At 74.5% G+C, this 16,102-nt stretch carries 15 protein-coding genes; 10 read left to right on the top strand and 5 right to left on the bottom strand.

The annotated features are described in order from the left end of the window. The 6 genes from AC1DYZ_RS19950 to AC1DYZ_RS19925 all read left to right on the top strand — a co-directional run. Positions 1-516 (top strand): M15 family metallopeptidase (locus tag AC1DYZ_RS19950; RefSeq protein ID WP_477066837.1); only part of this gene is annotated, 516 nt, incomplete at its 5' end. A 66-nt stretch (positions 517-582) separates the two neighbouring features. Then, the gene (locus AC1DYZ_RS19945; RefSeq protein WP_477066836.1) at positions 583-1,743 is read left to right on the top strand and encodes an AAA family ATPase; all 1,161 of its coding nucleotides are present in this window, start codon (positions 583-585) and stop codon (positions 1,741-1,743) included. Positions 1,744-1,810: 67 nt separating this feature from the next. Next, positions 1,811-2,248, top strand: coding sequence for an OsmC family peroxiredoxin (locus tag AC1DYZ_RS19940; RefSeq protein WP_477066835.1), 438 nt, complete (start codon positions 1,811-1,813; stop codon positions 2,246-2,248). Between the two features lie 185 nt (positions 2,249-2,433). After that, positions 2,434-5,421 carry an FAD-binding and (Fe-S)-binding domain-containing protein gene (locus AC1DYZ_RS19935; protein ID WP_477066834.1) on the top strand — a complete coding sequence of 996 codons (2,988 nt, stop codon included), beginning with the start codon at positions 2,434-2,436 and terminating at the stop codon, positions 5,419-5,421. Between the two features lie 25 nt (positions 5,422-5,446). Beyond that, on the top strand, positions 5,447-5,743 hold the full coding sequence (locus AC1DYZ_RS19930; RefSeq protein WP_477066833.1) for an MTH1187 family thiamine-binding protein: 297 nt from the start codon (positions 5,447-5,449) through the stop codon (positions 5,741-5,743). Positions 5,744-5,916: 173 nt separating this feature from the next. Beyond that, entirely contained in the window at positions 5,917-7,239 is a 1,323-nt protein-coding gene (locus AC1DYZ_RS19925; RefSeq protein WP_477066832.1) for a restriction system modified-DNA reader domain-containing protein, read from the top strand. A 7-nt stretch (positions 7,240-7,246) separates the two neighbouring features. Here the strand turns inward: AC1DYZ_RS19925 and AC1DYZ_RS19920 are convergent, their stop codons facing one another. Beyond that, positions 7,247-8,218 (bottom strand): alpha/beta hydrolase, encoded by a 972-nt coding sequence (locus tag AC1DYZ_RS19920; protein WP_477066831.1) that lies wholly within the window; start codon positions 8,216-8,218, stop codon positions 7,247-7,249. Beyond that, a complete protein-coding gene (locus AC1DYZ_RS19915) occupies positions 8,215-9,174 on the bottom strand; it encodes a zinc-binding dehydrogenase (protein WP_477066830.1) in 960 nt (319 codons plus the stop codon). The genes AC1DYZ_RS19920 and AC1DYZ_RS19915 overlap by 4 nt, the downstream gene beginning before the upstream one ends. Before the next feature lie 45 nt (positions 9,175-9,219). Between AC1DYZ_RS19915 and AC1DYZ_RS19910 the strand changes: the two genes are divergently transcribed. Both AC1DYZ_RS19910 and AC1DYZ_RS19905 read left to right on the top strand, forming a co-directional pair. Continuing rightward, positions 9,220-9,906 (top strand): DUF5995 family protein, encoded by a 687-nt coding sequence (locus tag AC1DYZ_RS19910; RefSeq protein ID WP_477066829.1) that lies wholly within the window; start codon positions 9,220-9,222, stop codon positions 9,904-9,906. Between the two features lie 34 nt (positions 9,907-9,940). Beyond that, positions 9,941-10,765, top strand: coding sequence for a MerR family transcriptional regulator (locus tag AC1DYZ_RS19905; protein WP_477066828.1), 825 nt, complete (start codon positions 9,941-9,943; stop codon positions 10,763-10,765). A gap of 4 nt (positions 10,766-10,769) precedes the next feature. Here AC1DYZ_RS19905 and AC1DYZ_RS19900 read toward each other — a convergent pair whose 3' ends face one another. Genes AC1DYZ_RS19900 through AC1DYZ_RS19890 form a run of 3 tightly spaced genes read right to left on the bottom strand, consistent with a single transcriptional unit; the run spans position 10,770 to position 14,106 of the window. After that, positions 10,770-11,477, bottom strand: coding sequence for a maleylpyruvate isomerase N-terminal domain-containing protein (locus AC1DYZ_RS19900; protein WP_477066827.1), 708 nt, complete (start codon positions 11,475-11,477; stop codon positions 10,770-10,772). A gap of 25 nt (positions 11,478-11,502) precedes the next feature. Further along, entirely contained in the window at positions 11,503-12,780 is a 1,278-nt protein-coding gene (gene metX, locus AC1DYZ_RS19895; protein ID WP_477066826.1) for a homoserine O-acetyltransferase MetX, read from the bottom strand. A gap of 6 nt (positions 12,781-12,786) precedes the next feature. Beyond that, entirely contained in the window at positions 12,787-14,106 is a 1,320-nt protein-coding gene (locus AC1DYZ_RS19890; RefSeq protein WP_477066825.1) for a bifunctional o-acetylhomoserine/o-acetylserine sulfhydrylase, read from the bottom strand. Between the two features lie 386 nt (positions 14,107-14,492). Between AC1DYZ_RS19890 and AC1DYZ_RS19885 the strand changes: the two genes are divergently transcribed. Together AC1DYZ_RS19885 and AC1DYZ_RS19880 are read left to right on the top strand one after the other, a co-directional pair. Continuing rightward, positions 14,493-14,894 (top strand): hypothetical protein, encoded by a 402-nt coding sequence (locus tag AC1DYZ_RS19885; RefSeq protein ID WP_477066824.1) that lies wholly within the window; start codon positions 14,493-14,495, stop codon positions 14,892-14,894. A gap of 225 nt (positions 14,895-15,119) precedes the next feature. Beyond that, the coding region (locus AC1DYZ_RS19880; protein ID WP_477066823.1) for a coiled-coil domain-containing protein at positions 15,120-16,102 on the top strand (983 nt) is incomplete at its 3' end.

Raw genomic sequence — 16,102 nt, 5'->3', positions numbered from 1 at the left:
GCGCAGGCCGCCGCCGATGCCGCCGCCGCGCAGGCGGCCKCCGACGCCGCCGCGGCCGCGCAGGCCCAGGCCGAGGCAGACAAGGCCGCCCAGCGCGCCGCCTGGAAGCAGTCGTTGCAGGGGTACGCCAACGGCAAGATCCCCGACTCCGCGCTCTGCGGCGTCAGCTTCGACGCCTCGATCCGGTTGCGCTGCGACGCCGCCGAGCAGCTCGACGTCCTGAACGCCGCGTACAAGGACCAGTTCGGCACCAACCTGGTGGTCAACGACTCGTACCGGTCGTACGCCGGCCAGGTGATGTGCAAGCGCACCAAGGGCTACCTGTGCGCCGTACCCGGCACCTCCAACCACGGCAGCGGCATCGCGGTCGACCTGGGCGGCGGCATCGACTCGTTCGGGACCGCCCAGCACCGCTGGATGGACGCGAACGCCGCGGGCCTCGAGTGGGTGCACCCCTCGTGGGCCGAGCGTGGCGGCAGCAAGCCGGAGGCGTGGCACTGGGAGTACGCGGGCTGACCTTCGCCCGCGTTTCCCCCCGCGAGGACGGGCCTGACGCAGCGCCGCGGCCCTACGATCGGGCGCATGAGCACCTCGGCCGAGCCGGGGCGGACGTGGCCCCTGGTCGGCCGTGCCGCCGAGCTCGACGACCTCGACGACCTGCTGTCGACCGCCGCCGACGGCGTCGGTGTGACGGTGCTCCTCGAGGGTGAGGCCGGCATCGGCAAGACGAGCCTGGTCGACGCTATCCGCGGCTCCGCCCGGCTGCTCGACGTCGAGCTGCGCACCGCGCAGGCGTCGGCGATGCGCGGCTGGTCGTTCGCCCTGCTCGCGGACGCGCTGCTCGTGCACTCGAGCCGCAGCGCCGGACGCGGACCCGTCGAGGCCGAGCTCGCCGACCTGCTCGAGGCCATGCACGCCGACCCGGCCCACTCGGTGCCGCGGCACGCCCGCGCCGCCGAGCTGTTCGCGGCGCTGCTGCGCCGGCGAGGCGACGCCCGCCCGTGGGCCCTCGTGCTCGAGGACGTGCACGAGGCCGACGCCGCGTCGCTGGAGGTCCTGCTGCAGCTCGCGCACGAGGGCGCGGTGCCCCGCGCGCTCGTGGTCCTCACGATGCGCCCGGTGCCGTACCGGCCCGAGCTCGCCGCGGTCGTCGCCGCCTGGACCCGGGCCGGCGCGCAGTACCTCGAGCTCCGGCCGCTCACCTCGCGCGCCACCATCGAGCTCGCGGAGAACCTCGTCGGCGGGCCCGTCGGCCCCTCGCTGCGCGGCACGCTGGCGACGACCGGCGGCAACCCGCGGCTCGTCGCCGACGTGGTGCGGACCGCTCGCTCCGCCGGCGCGCTGGTGAGGTCCGACGGCGTCGTGGACTCCACCGGCGTGGGGTGGCTGACGCCGCTCGACGAGGTGGTCCGCCGGCGCGTCGAGTACCTCGGCTCCGACGTGCTCACGCTGCTCGGGCGGGCCTCCGTGCTGGGCACGTCGTTCGTCATGGCGGACCTGGCGACGCTCGCGGGCGACCCGGTGGCGGACTGCTGGCGCACGTTGCGGCACGGCCTGGCCGCCGGGGTGGTCCGGGCGCGCGGCGACCGGCTCGTGTTCGKCCACGACCTCGTGCGCGGCGCCCTGTACAACGGGCTGGAGCCCGACGAGCGGCGCGCCCTGCACGCCCGCGCCGCGTGGGCGCTGCGGCAGGCCGGCGCGCCGTCGCAGATCGTCACCGGTCACCTCGAGCGCGCGCGCTGAACCGCCCGGCTGCTTAGCGTGGAGGGGCGGGCGGTCTGCCCGCGTCATCCCGATCGAAGGAGCACCCATGGCCACGCGCACCGCTCGCACCGCCTGGAACGGGACCCTGAACGAGGGCGGCGGCCAGGTCGAGCTCACCAGCTCCGGCGTCGCCACCCTTGACGTGTCCTTTCCCAAGCGCACCGCGGAGAACGCCGACGGCACCACGAGCCCCGAGGAGCTCATCGCGGCCGCGCACTCCTCGTGCTTCGCGATGCAGCTGTCCGGCGTGATCGCCAACGCAGGCGGCACCCCGGTCGCGCTCGAGGTCAGCGCCGACGTCACCCTGCGCCCGGACCCCGCCGGCGGCCTGCGCATCAGCGGCATCGTGCTCACGGTCCGCGGCGAGGTCGAGGGCCTCGACGCCGACGGCTTCCAGGCCGCCGCCGAGCAGGCCAAGGCCACGTGCCCGGTGAGCAAGGCCCTGACGGGCACGGACATCACGCTGCACGCCTCGCTGGCCTGACCGGACCCACCCCCGCAACGTCCGCACCTTGGGGCGCCGGGACGCTCGATCGTGCGGACGTTGTCGCGGTGGGAGCAGTAGCGTCCGCAGATTCGGTCGCCGGGACGCTCGATCGTGCGGACGTTGCGGGTTCCATCCCTCGGTAGGCGTGCGGGGCAGGGCGTCGCCGATGGGAGACTGCCCCCGTGGTGGCCGTGACGGAGACTCTGGCAGGGGACGTGGGCAGCGCCGACGTCGTGCAGGCGCTGCGGTCCGCGCTGCGCGGGGTCGTCGACGACAGCACGCGCCGCCGGGCCGAGTACTCGACGGACGCGTCGAACTACCGCGTGGTCCCGCAGGTCGTCGCGTTCCCGCGGGACACGGACGACGTGCTGGCGGCCCTCGCGGTGACCAGGGAGCTCGGCGTCCCCCTGACCGCGCGCGGCGGCGGCACGTCCGTGGCCGGGAACGCCGTCGGCACGGGCGTGGTGCTCGACTTCTCTCGGCACGTGAACCGCATCCTCGAGATCGACCCCGAGGCCCGGACCGCCCGCATCGAGCCGGGCGTGGTCATGGCGAGCCTGCAGAGGGCCGCCGCGCCCCACGGCCTGCGGTTCGGCCCGGACCCGAGCACGCAGGCGCGCGCGACGCTCGGCGGGATGATCGGCAACAACGCGTGCGGTCCCCGCGCCGTCGCCTACGGGCGGACCGCGGACAACGTGCTCGCGCTCGACGTGGTCGACGGGACCGGCCGCCGGTTCGAGGCCCGCTCGGGTGCGGGTGCGCTCGACGTCGTGCCGGGTCTCGACGCCCTCGTCCGCGCCCATCTGGACGTCCTCCGGACCGAGCTCGGCCGCTTCGGCCGGCAGGTCTCCGGCTACTCCCTCGAGCACCTGCTGCCCGAGAAGGGGACCGACCTGGCCAAGGCGCTGGTCGGCACCGAGGGGACGGTCGCGACGCTGCTCGGCGCGACCGTGCGCCTGGTGCCGATCGCGGCCGCGCCCGTGCTCGTCGTGCTCGGCTACCCCGACATGCCGACGGCCGCCGACGCCGTCCCCGCGCTGCTCGCGCACGCCCCGCTGGCCATCGAGGGCATGGACTCGCGGCTGGTCGACGTGGTCCGTCGCGTCCGCGGTGCCGCCGCCGTGCCGCCGCTGCCCGCGGGCGGCGGCTGGCTCATGGTCGAGGTGGGGGGTTCCGATCTCGACGAGGCGCTGGACCGGGCACAGGCGCTCGCGGCGTCGTCCGGCACGAGCGCCGTCGGCCTCTTTCCGCCCGGCCCCGAGGCCGCCGCGATGTGGCGGATCCGCGAGGACGGCGCCGGGCTCGGGGGCCGGACCCCGTCGGGCGAGCAGGCGTGGCCCGGCTTCGAGGACTCGGCCGTCCCGCCCGAGCGGCTGGGCGCCTACCTGCGCGAGCTCGAGGCGCTCATGGCGTCGCACGGCGTCGACGGGCTGGCCTACGGGCACTTCGGCGACGGCTGCGTGCACCTGCGCCTCGACATCCCGCTGGAGCGCTCCGGCAACCCGCTGCGCGCGTTCATGACCGACGCCGCGGCGCTCGTCGCGACCCACGGCGGCTCCCTGTCGGGCGAGCACGGCGACGGCCGCGCGCGCTCCGAGCTGCTGCCGGTCATGTACTCCTCGCAGGCGATCGACCTCTTCGGGGCGTTCAAGGACCTGCTCGACCCGCACGACCTGCTGAACCCCGGCGTCCTGGTCCGGCCGCGCCCGCTCGACGCCGACCTGCGCCGGCCCTGGGCCCGCCCGCTGCTCGCGGACGGCCACGGATTCTCCTTCGCGCACGACGCCGGCGACCTGACCACCGCCCTGCACCGCTGCGTCGGCGTCGGCAAGTGCCGCGCGGACAGCACCACCACCGGCGGGTTCATGTGCCCCTCGTACCTGGCGACGAAAGACGAGAAGGACTCGACCCGCGGCCGCGCGCGCGTGCTGCAGGAGATGGCGAACGGCACGCTCGTCTCCGGCGGCTGGGGATCGCCCGAGGTGCACGACTCGCTCGACCTCTGCCTGTCGTGCAAGGCCTGCTCGTCGGACTGCCCGGCGGGCGTCGACATGGCGCAGTACAAGTCGGAGATCCTGCACCGTACATACCAGGGGAAGCTGCGTCCGACCTCGCACTATGCCCTGGGCTGGCTGCCCCGCTGGGCGCGGCTGATCACCGGCGTGCCTGGCCTGGCGGCGCTGACCAACACCGTGCTCGGCATCCGACCGGTCGCCAAGGTCGTGCTCGCGGGCGGCGGCATGGACACCCGGCGGGAGATGGTCACGTTCGCTCGGCAACCGTTCCGGGCCTGGGTCCGCGGGGAGGGCCGCGACGCGGTGACGGTGACCGGCCGCCACGACGACGCCGTGCGCCCCAGCGAGCGTCCCGGCCACCAGTTCCTCGGGCGGCCGGGCAAGGGGACGGGGGGCTCGGCGGGCAAGCGGCCGCGGGTGGTGCTCTGGACCGACTCGTTCTCCGACACCCTGTCGCCGTCGGTCGCGCAGGCCGCCGTCGCCGTCCTCACCGACGCCGGCTACGAGGTGCTCGTCCCGCAGGGCAACGCCTGCTGCGGCCTGACGTGGATCAGCACGGGCCAGCTGGACGGCGCGAAGAAGCAGCTCACGCACCTGCTGGGCGTGCTCGGGCCGTTCGCGGTCAACGGCATCCCGATCGTCGGCCTCGAGCCGTCCTGCACCGCGGTGCTCCGCTCCGATCTGCTCGACCTGCTCCCCGACGACCCCCGTGCGGTCGCCGTCGCGCGCGAGACCCGCACGCTCGCCGAGCTCCTCACCGCACCGGCGCCGATCGGCCCCGGCGACCGCTGGCAGGTCCCGGACCTCTCCGACGTCACCGCCGTGGTGCAGCCGCACTGCCACCACTACTCGGTCATGACGTGGACCGCCGACCGCCGGCTGCTCACGGAGGCGGGCGCGCAGTTCTCGGCGCTCGCGGGCTGCTGCGGGCTGGCCGGGAACTTCGGCATGGAGAAGGGCCACTACGACGTCTCGGTCGCCGTCGCCGAGAACGCGCTGCTGCCCGCCCTGCGCGATGCCGCCCCGGGCGACGTCTACCTGGCCGACGGCTTCTCGTGCCGGACCCAGGCCGACCAGCTGGCCGGGGTGCAGGGCATCCACCTGGCGGAGCTGCTGGCGGCGCACCTGCCGGCGCGGACGTCGGTGGACACCTAGGCCGGAGCGCACCAGGCTGGGGCGCATGCTCGTCGCCTTCTCCGTCGCCCCGCTCGGTGCGGGCGAGTCCGTGACCGCCGCCGTCGCCGATGCCGTGCGCATCGTCCGCGAGTCCGGGCTCCCCCACCGCACCGACTCGATGTTCACCACGATCGAGGGGGAGTGGGACGAGGTGATGGACGTGGTCAAGCGCGCGACGGAGGCGGTCGGCCGGCACGGCACCCGGGTCAGCCTGGTGCTCAAGGCCGACATCCGGCCGGGCCACGACGGCGAGCTCACGGGCAAGGTCGAGCGCGTCGAGGCAGCCCTCGCGAACGAGTGACGAAAGCGGCTTCCCGGGCGCCCGGGTCGGGGGCATCCGGGTGATGTGACCGATCTCCTGCGACGAGGTCGGACGGACGGGCTGACGGGTCCAGCGCGCTGTGGGACAGTGTGGTCGCGAGCGCGCCGGCGGGGTGCGCGGCCGCACGACGGGACCGCGGAAGGCCAGGACAGATGCCCATCTTCGAGCTCGACGAAGGCCGACCGCGCCTCGTCCAGCCGATGCAGCCGCTCACCGGCTCGTTCGCGCAGGAGTGCGCGTCGCTGCTGACCCACCACCTCGCCGCCATCGCCGGCGAACCCCTCTTCGCGGTCCGTTCCCGCACCGCCGCGCCCGACCACGCGGACCTGCCCGAGCTGCTCGCGCTCGACGCGACGGGCCGCGCGGTCGTCATCGACGTCGTGCAGGTGGTCGACGACGACGCCGTGATCTCGGCCCTCCGGCACGCCGGCGCCGCGTCGCGGATGACGACGACCGACCTGGCTCGGGCGTACCACCCGGACCCCAGCCGGTTCGCGGTCGACTTCGCGGCGTTCCGCGAGCAGGCCGCGTTCGGCACGCAGACGAGTCGGCGCGAGGGCGTGCGACTGGTGCTGCTTTGCTCGGAGGTCGCGGCCGAGGCCGGCGACACCCTGGGCTTCCTGCGCGGACCCGGCCGGCACGTGGACGTGCTGCAGGTGGGCGTCGTGCGTGGCGTCGACGACCGGCGGCTGCTGGACGTCTCCCCGCTGGCCACGCACGAGGGCGCCCGCCGGTCGGTCGAGCCGACGGCGCTGCGCCTGGTCCGCTCGAGCGAGGGCTTCGCCGCGAGCCCCACCCCGAACGTGCCTTACGAGCCCCGGAACGCGCCGGCGGCCGGCTCCCGCAAGCCGCCGTCCGGCGAGCTGCGCGCGGTGACGCCGCCGCCCGTCGCGCCCGGGCCGCCCGCCCCGACGCCCCTGCGCGCGCCGGACCCGGTGGAGCAGGACAAGCCGCGGAGCACGATCCAGGAGGCGCCGACCACGCTGACACCGGTGGTGGGCCTGCGGTTCGGCGCCGAGCAGGTCGTGCCGCGCACGCCGCCACGGGACACCGACGAGGTCGCCGGCCCGCGCCCGTTCGCACCGGTCTCGGCTCCCCTGCCCGTCTCCTCGACCTTTCCCACGGCCCCGGCGGACCTGCCCAGGCCTCCGCAGACCACCGAGGCGATCCCGCCGGTCCCCGACGCGGTCGCCGACTCCGACCTGCGCGCGCTGCCCGAGCTGGCGACCCTGGCGAAGAGCCGCCGCGCGATCACGACGCTGGTGTGGGTTCGCGCCCGCCGCGGCCAGCGCCTGGTTGCGATGCTGCGCACCGACGGCCTGATCGAGCTCCCGAGCGGCGAGCTGTACGCCGACCCGGACGACGCGGCCTCGGCGGCGGTGGAGGCCGAGAACCCGGTCGACGGCTGGCGCGCCTGGCACCTCGGCGAGGGCGGCCCGACGCTGGCCGAGGCCACGGGCATCCTGCGCCCGTAGGTCCCGCTCAGCCCCACCCGTACGCGGCGGCCCAGCGGTCGATCTCCGCGTAGAACGTCGCGCGGACGGGCGGCGGCGACAGGGCCAGGTCGTGCAGGCCGTCGCGGACCCGCACCACGGTCACGTGCGTGCCCAGCTGCACCGCCCGGCGAGCCACCAGCTCGACGTCGAGCACGACGTCGGCGTGCCGCATGTCCTCGCTCCACCGCGGGCTGATCACCGTGCGGCTCGAGGCGAGCATGAGGATCGGTTGCTCGACCGACAGGCCGCGGGCGACGCGACCGTGCCCGCTCATGATCGCCTGCAGCCACCCGGCCCGGACGGGGAACGACGGCGTCGGCCGCCAGCGGGTGTCGTACGTCCACTCGCCGCCGCTCTCGCTGCTCAGCGTGCGGGCGTAGTAGCCCGGGTCGATGTTGGGCAGCGGTGCCTTTGGCTGGAACCGGGCGATCCGCGCGACGGCCGGCGCGCTGAGGTGCCGCAGCACCGACGAGCCCTGCAGCTCGAGCCACGGGCTGTTGAGGACGAGGCCGCTGAGCTCGCCCGGGTGACGGTCGGCCCAGAGCGCCGCGACGAGCCCGCCGGTCGAGTGGCCCATCACCATGACCCGGGCGCGCACCCCGAGGTCCCCGCGCACCACGTCGAGCGACGCCTCGATCTCCTCGTCGTACGTGTGCAGGTCAGCGACGTACCCGGGCGTCTGGCCGGGGCGCAGGCTGCGGCCGTACTTGCGCAGGTCGAGGGCGTAGAACGCGGCGCCCCGGGAGTGCCAGTACTCGGCGAGCCCGGTCTGGAAGAAGTAGTCGGACCAGCCGTGGATGTAAAGAATCGCGCGCGACGGGCGCAGCGGCTGGGGCGTCGCCGGGGAGTAGCGCACGAGGCTCGCGACGACGTCGCCCTCGTCGTCGGGCCGCAGCACCAGCGTCCGGACGCGGTAGCCGGGGCCGAGGACGTCGTCGGCCCACTCGTCGCCGGTCAAGGCTCGAGCACGATCTTGCCGAACTGGTCGCCGCCCGCCAGGCGTCGCACGGCGTCGCGCGCGTCGGCGAGCGCGAACGTCGAGTCGACCAGGGGCCGCACCCCCGTCCGCGCCAGGAACGCGAGCAGGCGCTGCAGGTCGTCGCGCGTGCCCATCGTGGTGCCGACGACGCTGATCTCCTGGAAGAAGATCCGGGTGAGCTCGGCCGGCTCGGCGTCGCCGCTGGTCGCACCCGCCACGACGATCGTCCCGCCGGGACGGACGGAGCGCACGGAGTGCGACCAGGTCGCCTTGCCGACGCTCTCGAGCACGACGTCGACGCGGGGCACGCGGGCCCCGGTCTCGACGGCCGCGGCGGCGCCGAGCGCCAGGGCCCGCGCGCGACGCTCCTCGGACCGGCTGGTCACGACGACCTCGAGCCCGGCCGCCGCGCCCAGCAGGATCGCCGCGGTGGCCAGCCCGCCGCCCGCGCCCTGCACGAGCACGCGCTGTCCGGGGGTGGCGCCGCCGGACCGGAAGAGCATCCGGTAGGCGGTCAGCCAGGCCGTGGGCAGGCACGCCGCCTCGACGAACGACAGCTCGGCCGGCTTGTCGACGAGGTTCCACGTGGGCACGGCGACCTGCTCGGCCAGGGTGCCCGGGTAGCGCTCCGACAGCAGGCTGCGCGGTTCGTCGGCCCCCACGCCGTGTCCGGAGGCCCCGCCGATGACGCCGTGCACGACGACCTCTCGCCCGTCGGTCGTGATCCCGGCGGCGTCGGTGCCCAGGATCATCGGCAGCTGCTCGGTGCGGATGCCGACGCCGCGCAGCGTCCAGACGTCGTGGTGGTTGAGCGCGGCCGCGCGGACGTCCACCACCGACCAGTTCTCCCGGGCCTGCGGGGCGGGCCGCTCGCCCACCTCGAGGCCGCTGACGGGGTCGTCGGACGAGAACCGGGCGGCGTAGGCGGCGATCACCGCCTCAACGTATCCGCCGCGGGCCGGTGATGTGATGCTGGGCGGGTGACCTCCAGCGCCGTCATCGGGAACGTCGTCACCGAGATGGACCGGCTGCGGGCGGGCTGGTCGCCGCACGACGGCCTCGGGGTGTTCCTCGACGTGTATCGGCAGGTCACGGCCCTGGTCGCGACGAAGGTCACCGACCGGACGTTCGCCGACCATGCCTTCGTCGAGGATCTCGACGTGCGGTTCGCCGGCCTTTTCCTCGACGTCCCGAGGGATCTCGCGGCGCACCGACGGGTGTCACGGGCGTGGGCGCCGCTGGTGGAGCGCCGGGCGAACCGGGGCGTCCAGCCGGTCCAGTTCGCGCTCGCCGGGATGAACGCGCACATCAACCACGACCTCGCGCTGGCCGTCGTCGCCACCTGCCAGGCACGCGGCACGGCGCCCGAGACGGGGTCGATCCACGCCGACTTCGAGAAGGTGAACGCGGTCCTGGCGGAGGTGGTCCGGCCGATCCGGCGGTCGTTCCTCGACGACGAGGTGGTCCGGCTCGGCGCCGGGGCGTCGCCGCTCGCGGACCTCGTCTCGAACTTCTCGATCGACAAGGCGCGCGACGCCGCGTGGGTGTCGGCGCTGACGCTCTGGCACCTGCGCGACATCCCCTTCCTCGCGTCCGCCGCCCGCGACACGCTCGCGCGCACGGTCGGGCTGGTGAGCCGCCAGCTGCTCACCGTCGTCGAGGTGTGAGGTTCCCCCGCGGCAAGGCCCTAGGTTCACGGACATGGACGACGACGGCCTGCTCACGGTGGGTCAGCTGGCCCGCCGGGTCGGGCTGACCACCAAGGCGCTGCGGCACTACGACCGGATCGGGCTGCTCACGCCCGCCACGGTCGACCCAGCGAGCGGCTACCGGCTCTACGCCACCGACCAGGTCGCCGCGGCGCGATTGGTGCAGGTGCTGCGGTCGGTCGACGTGCCGCTGGAGCAGGTCCGCGCCTGCCTGGCCGACGAGTCCGTCGTCCCGCAGGTGCTGGCCACGCACCGGCGTCGGCTCCAGGCCCGGCTGGACCGGGTCCGGGGCGAGATCCACCGGACCGACCACCTTCTCGAGGACGGAGCACCCATGACCGTGCAGGACACCACAGCGGCCACCACGCAGGACGAGCGCCGGCTCGCCGTCGACCTGTTCAACGGGGTCTGGCGACTGCTCGAGAACGAGGACCGCACGGTCGAGGACGACGACCGGATGGTCCACATGGCGCACGCGTCCCGCTACCACTGGGGGCAGGTCGGGGCGCCGGAGAACCTCAGCCGCGGCGAGTGGCAGGTCTCGCGGGTCTACTCGGTGCTGGGCCGCGCCGAGCCGGCGCTGCACCACGCCCGGCGCGGGCTGGAGATCTGCCAGGCGCACGGCATCGCCGACTGGGACCTCGCCTACGCCTACGAGTCGCTGGCCCGGGCCCACGCCGTCGCCGGCGACAAGGAGCAGGCCCGCGCGTGGACAGAGCAGGCGCTGGCCGCGGCGGACGAGATCGCCCAGGACGACGACCGCGAGCTGCTGCTGTCCGACCTGGAGTCGATCCCGGGCCAGCCGCGGTTCTGGTGAGCGGTCAGAGGATCGGGAGCATCCGGCCGAGGTCCGGGACACCGTCCGACGTGTAGCGCGGGTGCAACGCCTCGGCGAGCACGTCGACGTCGTACGGCTGCCGGCCGGCGGCCAGACGGACCCACGCGCGGGCGTCGGCGATCTCGAGGCTCCAGCCGCCGCGCGCGACGACGATCTCGAGCAGCGCGTCGGCCACCAGCTGCAGCGCACCCGGGTCCACCGGGTCGGTACCGGCCGGCACGGACCGCGAGAGGTCGTCGGCGTGGATGACCAGCTCGAGCACTCGCGACACCGCCATGGTGCTGAGCAGCACCGGCCCCCGTCGCGCCTGCACCACGAGATCGTCCGGGCCGAGCTCGTCGAGCCGCGCGAACGCGGCCTGGGCGCGGGCGTCGACCTCGGCGAGCGGGTCGCGCTCGATCTCGACGGCCAGGTTCCGCGTGGTCTCGGCGATGTCCGCGGCCCGTCCCGCGTACGTGCCCACGTACTCGGCGAGGCTCAGCGGCACGGTGCCGTCCGCCACCGGGACGCAGACGGCCAGCGCCTCCATCGCGCGGCCCAGGTGCGCGACCAGCTCCGCGACCGTCCAGCCGGCGAGGACCGAGGGGTCGCCGGCGACGTCGTCGTCGACCACGAGCTCGACCCAGGGCCGCAGCCGGTCCCACTGGGCGTGCAGGGCGGTGCGGGCGTCGGCGAGGTCTCGGGAGGGCATGGCGCCCATCGTGCCGCAAGCGGGTCTAGCCGGCCTGCTCCAGGAACTCGCGAACGTACGCGCCCACCAGGTCCTCCTCGATGAGGAAGCCGTCGTGGCCGTAGTCGGAGTGGATCGTGTGCAGCTGGGCGCCGCGGATGCCGGCCGCGATCCGCTCGGACTGGGCGGGCGGGAACAGCCGGTCGGAGTCGACGGCGATCACCAGGGCGCGGGCAGTCACGGACCCGAGAGCCTCGTTCACCCCGCCGCGGTCGCGGCCGAGGTCGTGCGTGATCATCGTGCGCGTGAGCACCACGTAGGTGTTGGCGTCGAACCGTCGGGCCAGCTTGTCGCCGTGGTGGTCCAGGTAGGACTGCACCGCGAACCGGCCACCTTCGAGCGGCTCCTCGCCGCCCTGCGGGATGCGGCCGAAGCGCAGGTCGAGCTCGAGGGGGCTGCGGTACGTCTGGTGGGCGATCTGCCGCGCCAGGCCCAGGCCGACGTGCGGCCCCTCGCCGTCGGGGGCGTCGTAGTAGTTGCCGTCGCGGTAGTGCGGGTCGGCGCGGACGGCGGTCAGCTGTGTGTGGAAGCCGGCGATCTGGTCGCCCGAGGTCTGCGCGGCGGTCGCGATCGCGGCGAGCGCCTCGACCCGTTCGGGCGCGCTCGCGGCCCACTCGAGCACGCGCAGCCCGCCCAGGGACGCGCCGATGACCAACGCCCACGTGTCGATGCCCAGCAGGTCGGCGAGCCGGATCTCCGCGGCGACCTGGTCGCGGACCGTGAGCAGCGGGAACCGGCCGCCCCACGGCCGGCCGTCGGACGCGGGCGACGACGGCCCGGTCGAGCCCTGGCAGCCGCCGAGCACGTTGGGCGCGACGACGAACCAGCGGTCGGTGTCGATGGGGGCGCCCGGCCCGACCATCGACTGCCACCAGCCGGCCGTCGGGTGCCCCTCGCCGGCCTCGCCCGTGACGTGCGAGTCGCCGGTCAGCGCGTGCAGGACGAGGACCGCGTTGCTGCCGTCCTCGTTGAGCTCGCCCCAGGTCTCGTACGCCAAGCGCACGGCCGGCAGGCGTCCGCCGGACTCGAGCTTGAGCGGCCCGAGGTCGGCGAACTGCCGACGCCCGACCGGGTCGCCRTCGCGCCACGCCGCGCTCGCGGGCACCGGCGGGCGCCCGGTCTCGGGCGCGCGGGTGGCCAGCGTCCGCGGTCGGGCGGCGGTGAACGTCAGGTCGGGCACGGACTTCCCCTCGTCGGTGGTGCGCGCCGCCGACGCGTCCGTGCCCCGGGCGGGCTCGGACGGCGTCGGCGGCGTCGTGCTCATGCGGTGTCAGGCACCCTTCGCGGCGCGGAACCCGGCATCCAGGTCAGCCAGGATGTCATCGATGTGCTCGATGCCGACAGCCAGGCGGACCAGGCCGGGGGTGACGCCGGACAGCGCCTGCTCCTCGGGCGTCAGCTGGCTGTGCGTCGTCGACGCCGGGTGAATGACCAGCGAGCGGACGTCGCCGATGTTGGCCACGTTCGAGTGCAGCTCGAGCGCGGAGACGAACGCCTGACCGGCCTCGGTGCCGCCCTCGAGCTCGAACGCCAGGACCGCACCCGCGCCGCGCGGCGCGTACTTGAGCTGCGCGGCGTGCCACGGGCTCGACTCCAGCCCGGCGTAGTGGACCTTGACGACGTCCTCGCGGGCCTCCAGCCAGGCGGCCACCTTGACGGCGTTCTCGACGTGGCGCTCAACCCGCAGCGACAGCGTCTCGATGCCCTGCGCGATGAGGAACGCGTTGAACGGCGAGAGCGCCGGACCGAGGTCGCGCAGCAGCTGCACGCGCGCCTTGAGGATGAAGGAGAGGTTGACCCCGAAGATGCCGCCGACACCCAGGTCCCGCGCGAACACGAGGCCGTTGTAGGACGGGTCGGGGGTGTTGTAGTTGGGGAACCGCTCGGGGTGCTGCGCGTAGTCGAACGTGCCGCCGTCGACGATCACGCCGCCGATCGCCGAGCCGTGGCCGCCCAGGTACTTCGTCGCCGAGTGCACGACGACGTCCGCGCCCCACTGCAGCGGGTTGATCAGGTACGGCGTGGCCACCGTGTTGTCGACGATGAGCGGCACGCCGGACTCGTGCGCGACGTCGGCGACGAGCTCGATGTCGAGGATGTCGGACTTCGGGTTGGGGATCGTCTCCGCGAAGAACAGCTTGGTGTTCGGGCGGACCGCGTCCTTCCACGACTGCGCGTCGTGCGGGTCGGTGACGAACGTCGTCTCGATGCCGAGCTTGGGCAGCGTGTAGTGCAGCAGGTTGTACGTGCCGCCGTAGAGCGACGGGCTGGCGACGATGTGGTCGCCGGCCTCGGCGATGTTGAGGATCGCCAGCGTCTCGGCCGCCTGGCCCGACGCCACGAGGAGCGCGCCGACGCCGCCCTCCAGGTTGGCGATGCGGTTCTCGACGACCTCCTGCGTGGGGTTGCCGATGCGCGTGTAGATCGGGCCGAGCTCCGCGAGCGCGAAGCGCTTGGCGGCCGTGGCGGCGTCCGGGAAGACGAAGGACGTCGTCTGGTAGATCGGCAGCGCGCGGGCGCCGGTGGTCGGGTCGGGCTCCTGCCCGGCGTGGATCTGGCGGGTCTCGAAGCTCCAGCTCTCGTTGCTCACGGTCTCGTTCTCCTCGGGTGGGTGCAGAACTGCAGGGGATCCGCGGAGGGGCCTCGGGCAGCCGACATCCGTCCCGCGGAGGGAGGGGAGTGGCGCACGGGTCGAGCCGTGACTCGGGGCGGGTGCGAGGTGCCGTGTGTCGAGACGGCGACCTGCCCGCGGGCACAGCCGAGCGTGCGCTGGGTCAGCGACACATTCGGCGGGACATGGGGCGAGAGTAGGCCGACCTGTCCGGTCGGCAATACGGCCGTCTCATGATGTGGAAGGGCGCGAGGTGCAGTCCACCGGCTGTTCGTCCTGCGGTCGCGCGCACGACGCGCAAGACATCTGGACGTCCGATGAACTTCCTCAGGTCGCGTCGGCGGGGCGCGCGGGTGAGAGGGGCGGTGGAGGTGCCGGCCGCGTTCCAGCTGTACTCCTTCCTCCGCGAAGCCGGCGTCTGGTGGCGTCTGCTCAGCCCGAACGGGCGTGGGCTCGCGTGGTCGAGCACCGCTTTCGTCCACGACGACGAGGCGCGTGCGGCGCTCGCCAGGCTGATCGGCGACGTCGACGGGCTCGAGCCCGTGACCCGGTTGACCCTCGACCACCGGTGGCGCTGGTCGCTGCGGCGCGATGGCGTCGACGTCGCCCAGGGCATCAGCGCTCAGGACCGTCGGGTGCGGTGCGCCGCCGCCTGCCGGTCCTTCGTCGAGCTCGTGCCCACCGCGACCGTGGCGCCCACGGTCGCGGTGTTCCGCCGACCAGAGGGAGCATCCGTCGCTCGGGTCCACGCGGACCTGGCGCGCTGACCTGCTGCGACGGGCTCGTGCGCAGCCCGAAGAATGCCGATGTCTGAGGCGAACGGGTGATTCGGCCCCGATCGTGTCCGCTTCGTCCCAAAGCACACTCGTGTGACTCGTGGGACTGGTGTGACAGGTGTTCTCTTCTGGGGTTTCCGCAGGTAGCGTCCCTCGAGGACGGCCGCCGGTGGCCGCGCCGCGACGTCGGGGGAGGACGTACAGGTGAGCTGGAGCATGACCACGCGCAGGGCCTCGCGGGGCCTGGCCGCCGGCGTGCTCGTCGCCACCCTGATGGCCGGCGGCGCCTCGAGCGCCCTGGCCGACCCCACGCCTCCGTCGCAGCAGGACGTCGACCAGGCCAAGGGCGCGGTGAAGAGCGCCGAGCGCTCCGTCGCGTCGATGGAGGTGCGGCTCGCGCAGCTGAGCGCCGAGACGGACGCCGCCGATCTCAAGGTCCAGCAGGCCGGCGACGCCTACACGCAGGCGCTCTCCGACGCCGACGCCGCGCAGCAGACCTGGGACGACTCGGTCGCGCGCTCCAAGACGGCCGACGCCTCGGCCGAGGACGCCCGCCGCCAGCTCGTCGCGATCGCCCGCGAGATGTCCCGCTCCGGCGGGTCGACCGACCTGCTGCAGGCCGTGCTGTCCGCGGACGGCTTCGAGGACGTGGCGCGCCGCACCACCGCGCTGGACCAGATCAGCGGCAAGGCCGACGCGGCCGTGCAGGAGTACAAGGCGACGCAGCTCGTCGCGACCACGCTCGCGGCCCGTGCCGCCGCCGACGCCGCCGAGGCCAAGGCCGCCAAGGCCGCCGCTGCCGACGCCCTCGCCGCCGCCGAGCAGGCGCAGACCGACGCCCAGACCGCCCAGACCGCGGCAGCCGCCGAGCGCGACGGCCTCATCACCGCGCTCGCCGCGGCCCGCCAGACCAGCGCCGACGTCGAGCGCCAGCGTCAGGACTTCCTCGACCAGCAGCGCCGCGATCGCGAAGAGGCGGCCGCCAAGGCCGCGGCCCTGCGCCCCCCGCCGGCGCCGGTCGTCGCGACGCCGCCCCCGGCCACCGGTGGCTCGTCGTCCGCCGGCTYGTCGTCCGCCGGCTCGTCGTCCCCGGGCGGCGGTACCACGACCGCCCCGCCCGCCACGACGACGCCTCCCGCCACGACCGCACCCCCCGTCACGACCGCGCCTCCTGTCACGACCGCGCCTCCCGTGACGAC

The sequence above is a fragment of the Cellulomonas sp. P1_C4 genome (genome assembly GCF_056406355.1).
The sequence above is the reverse complement of the archived record's forward strand: the minus strand, read 5'-3'. Positions and strand labels throughout refer to the sequence as shown.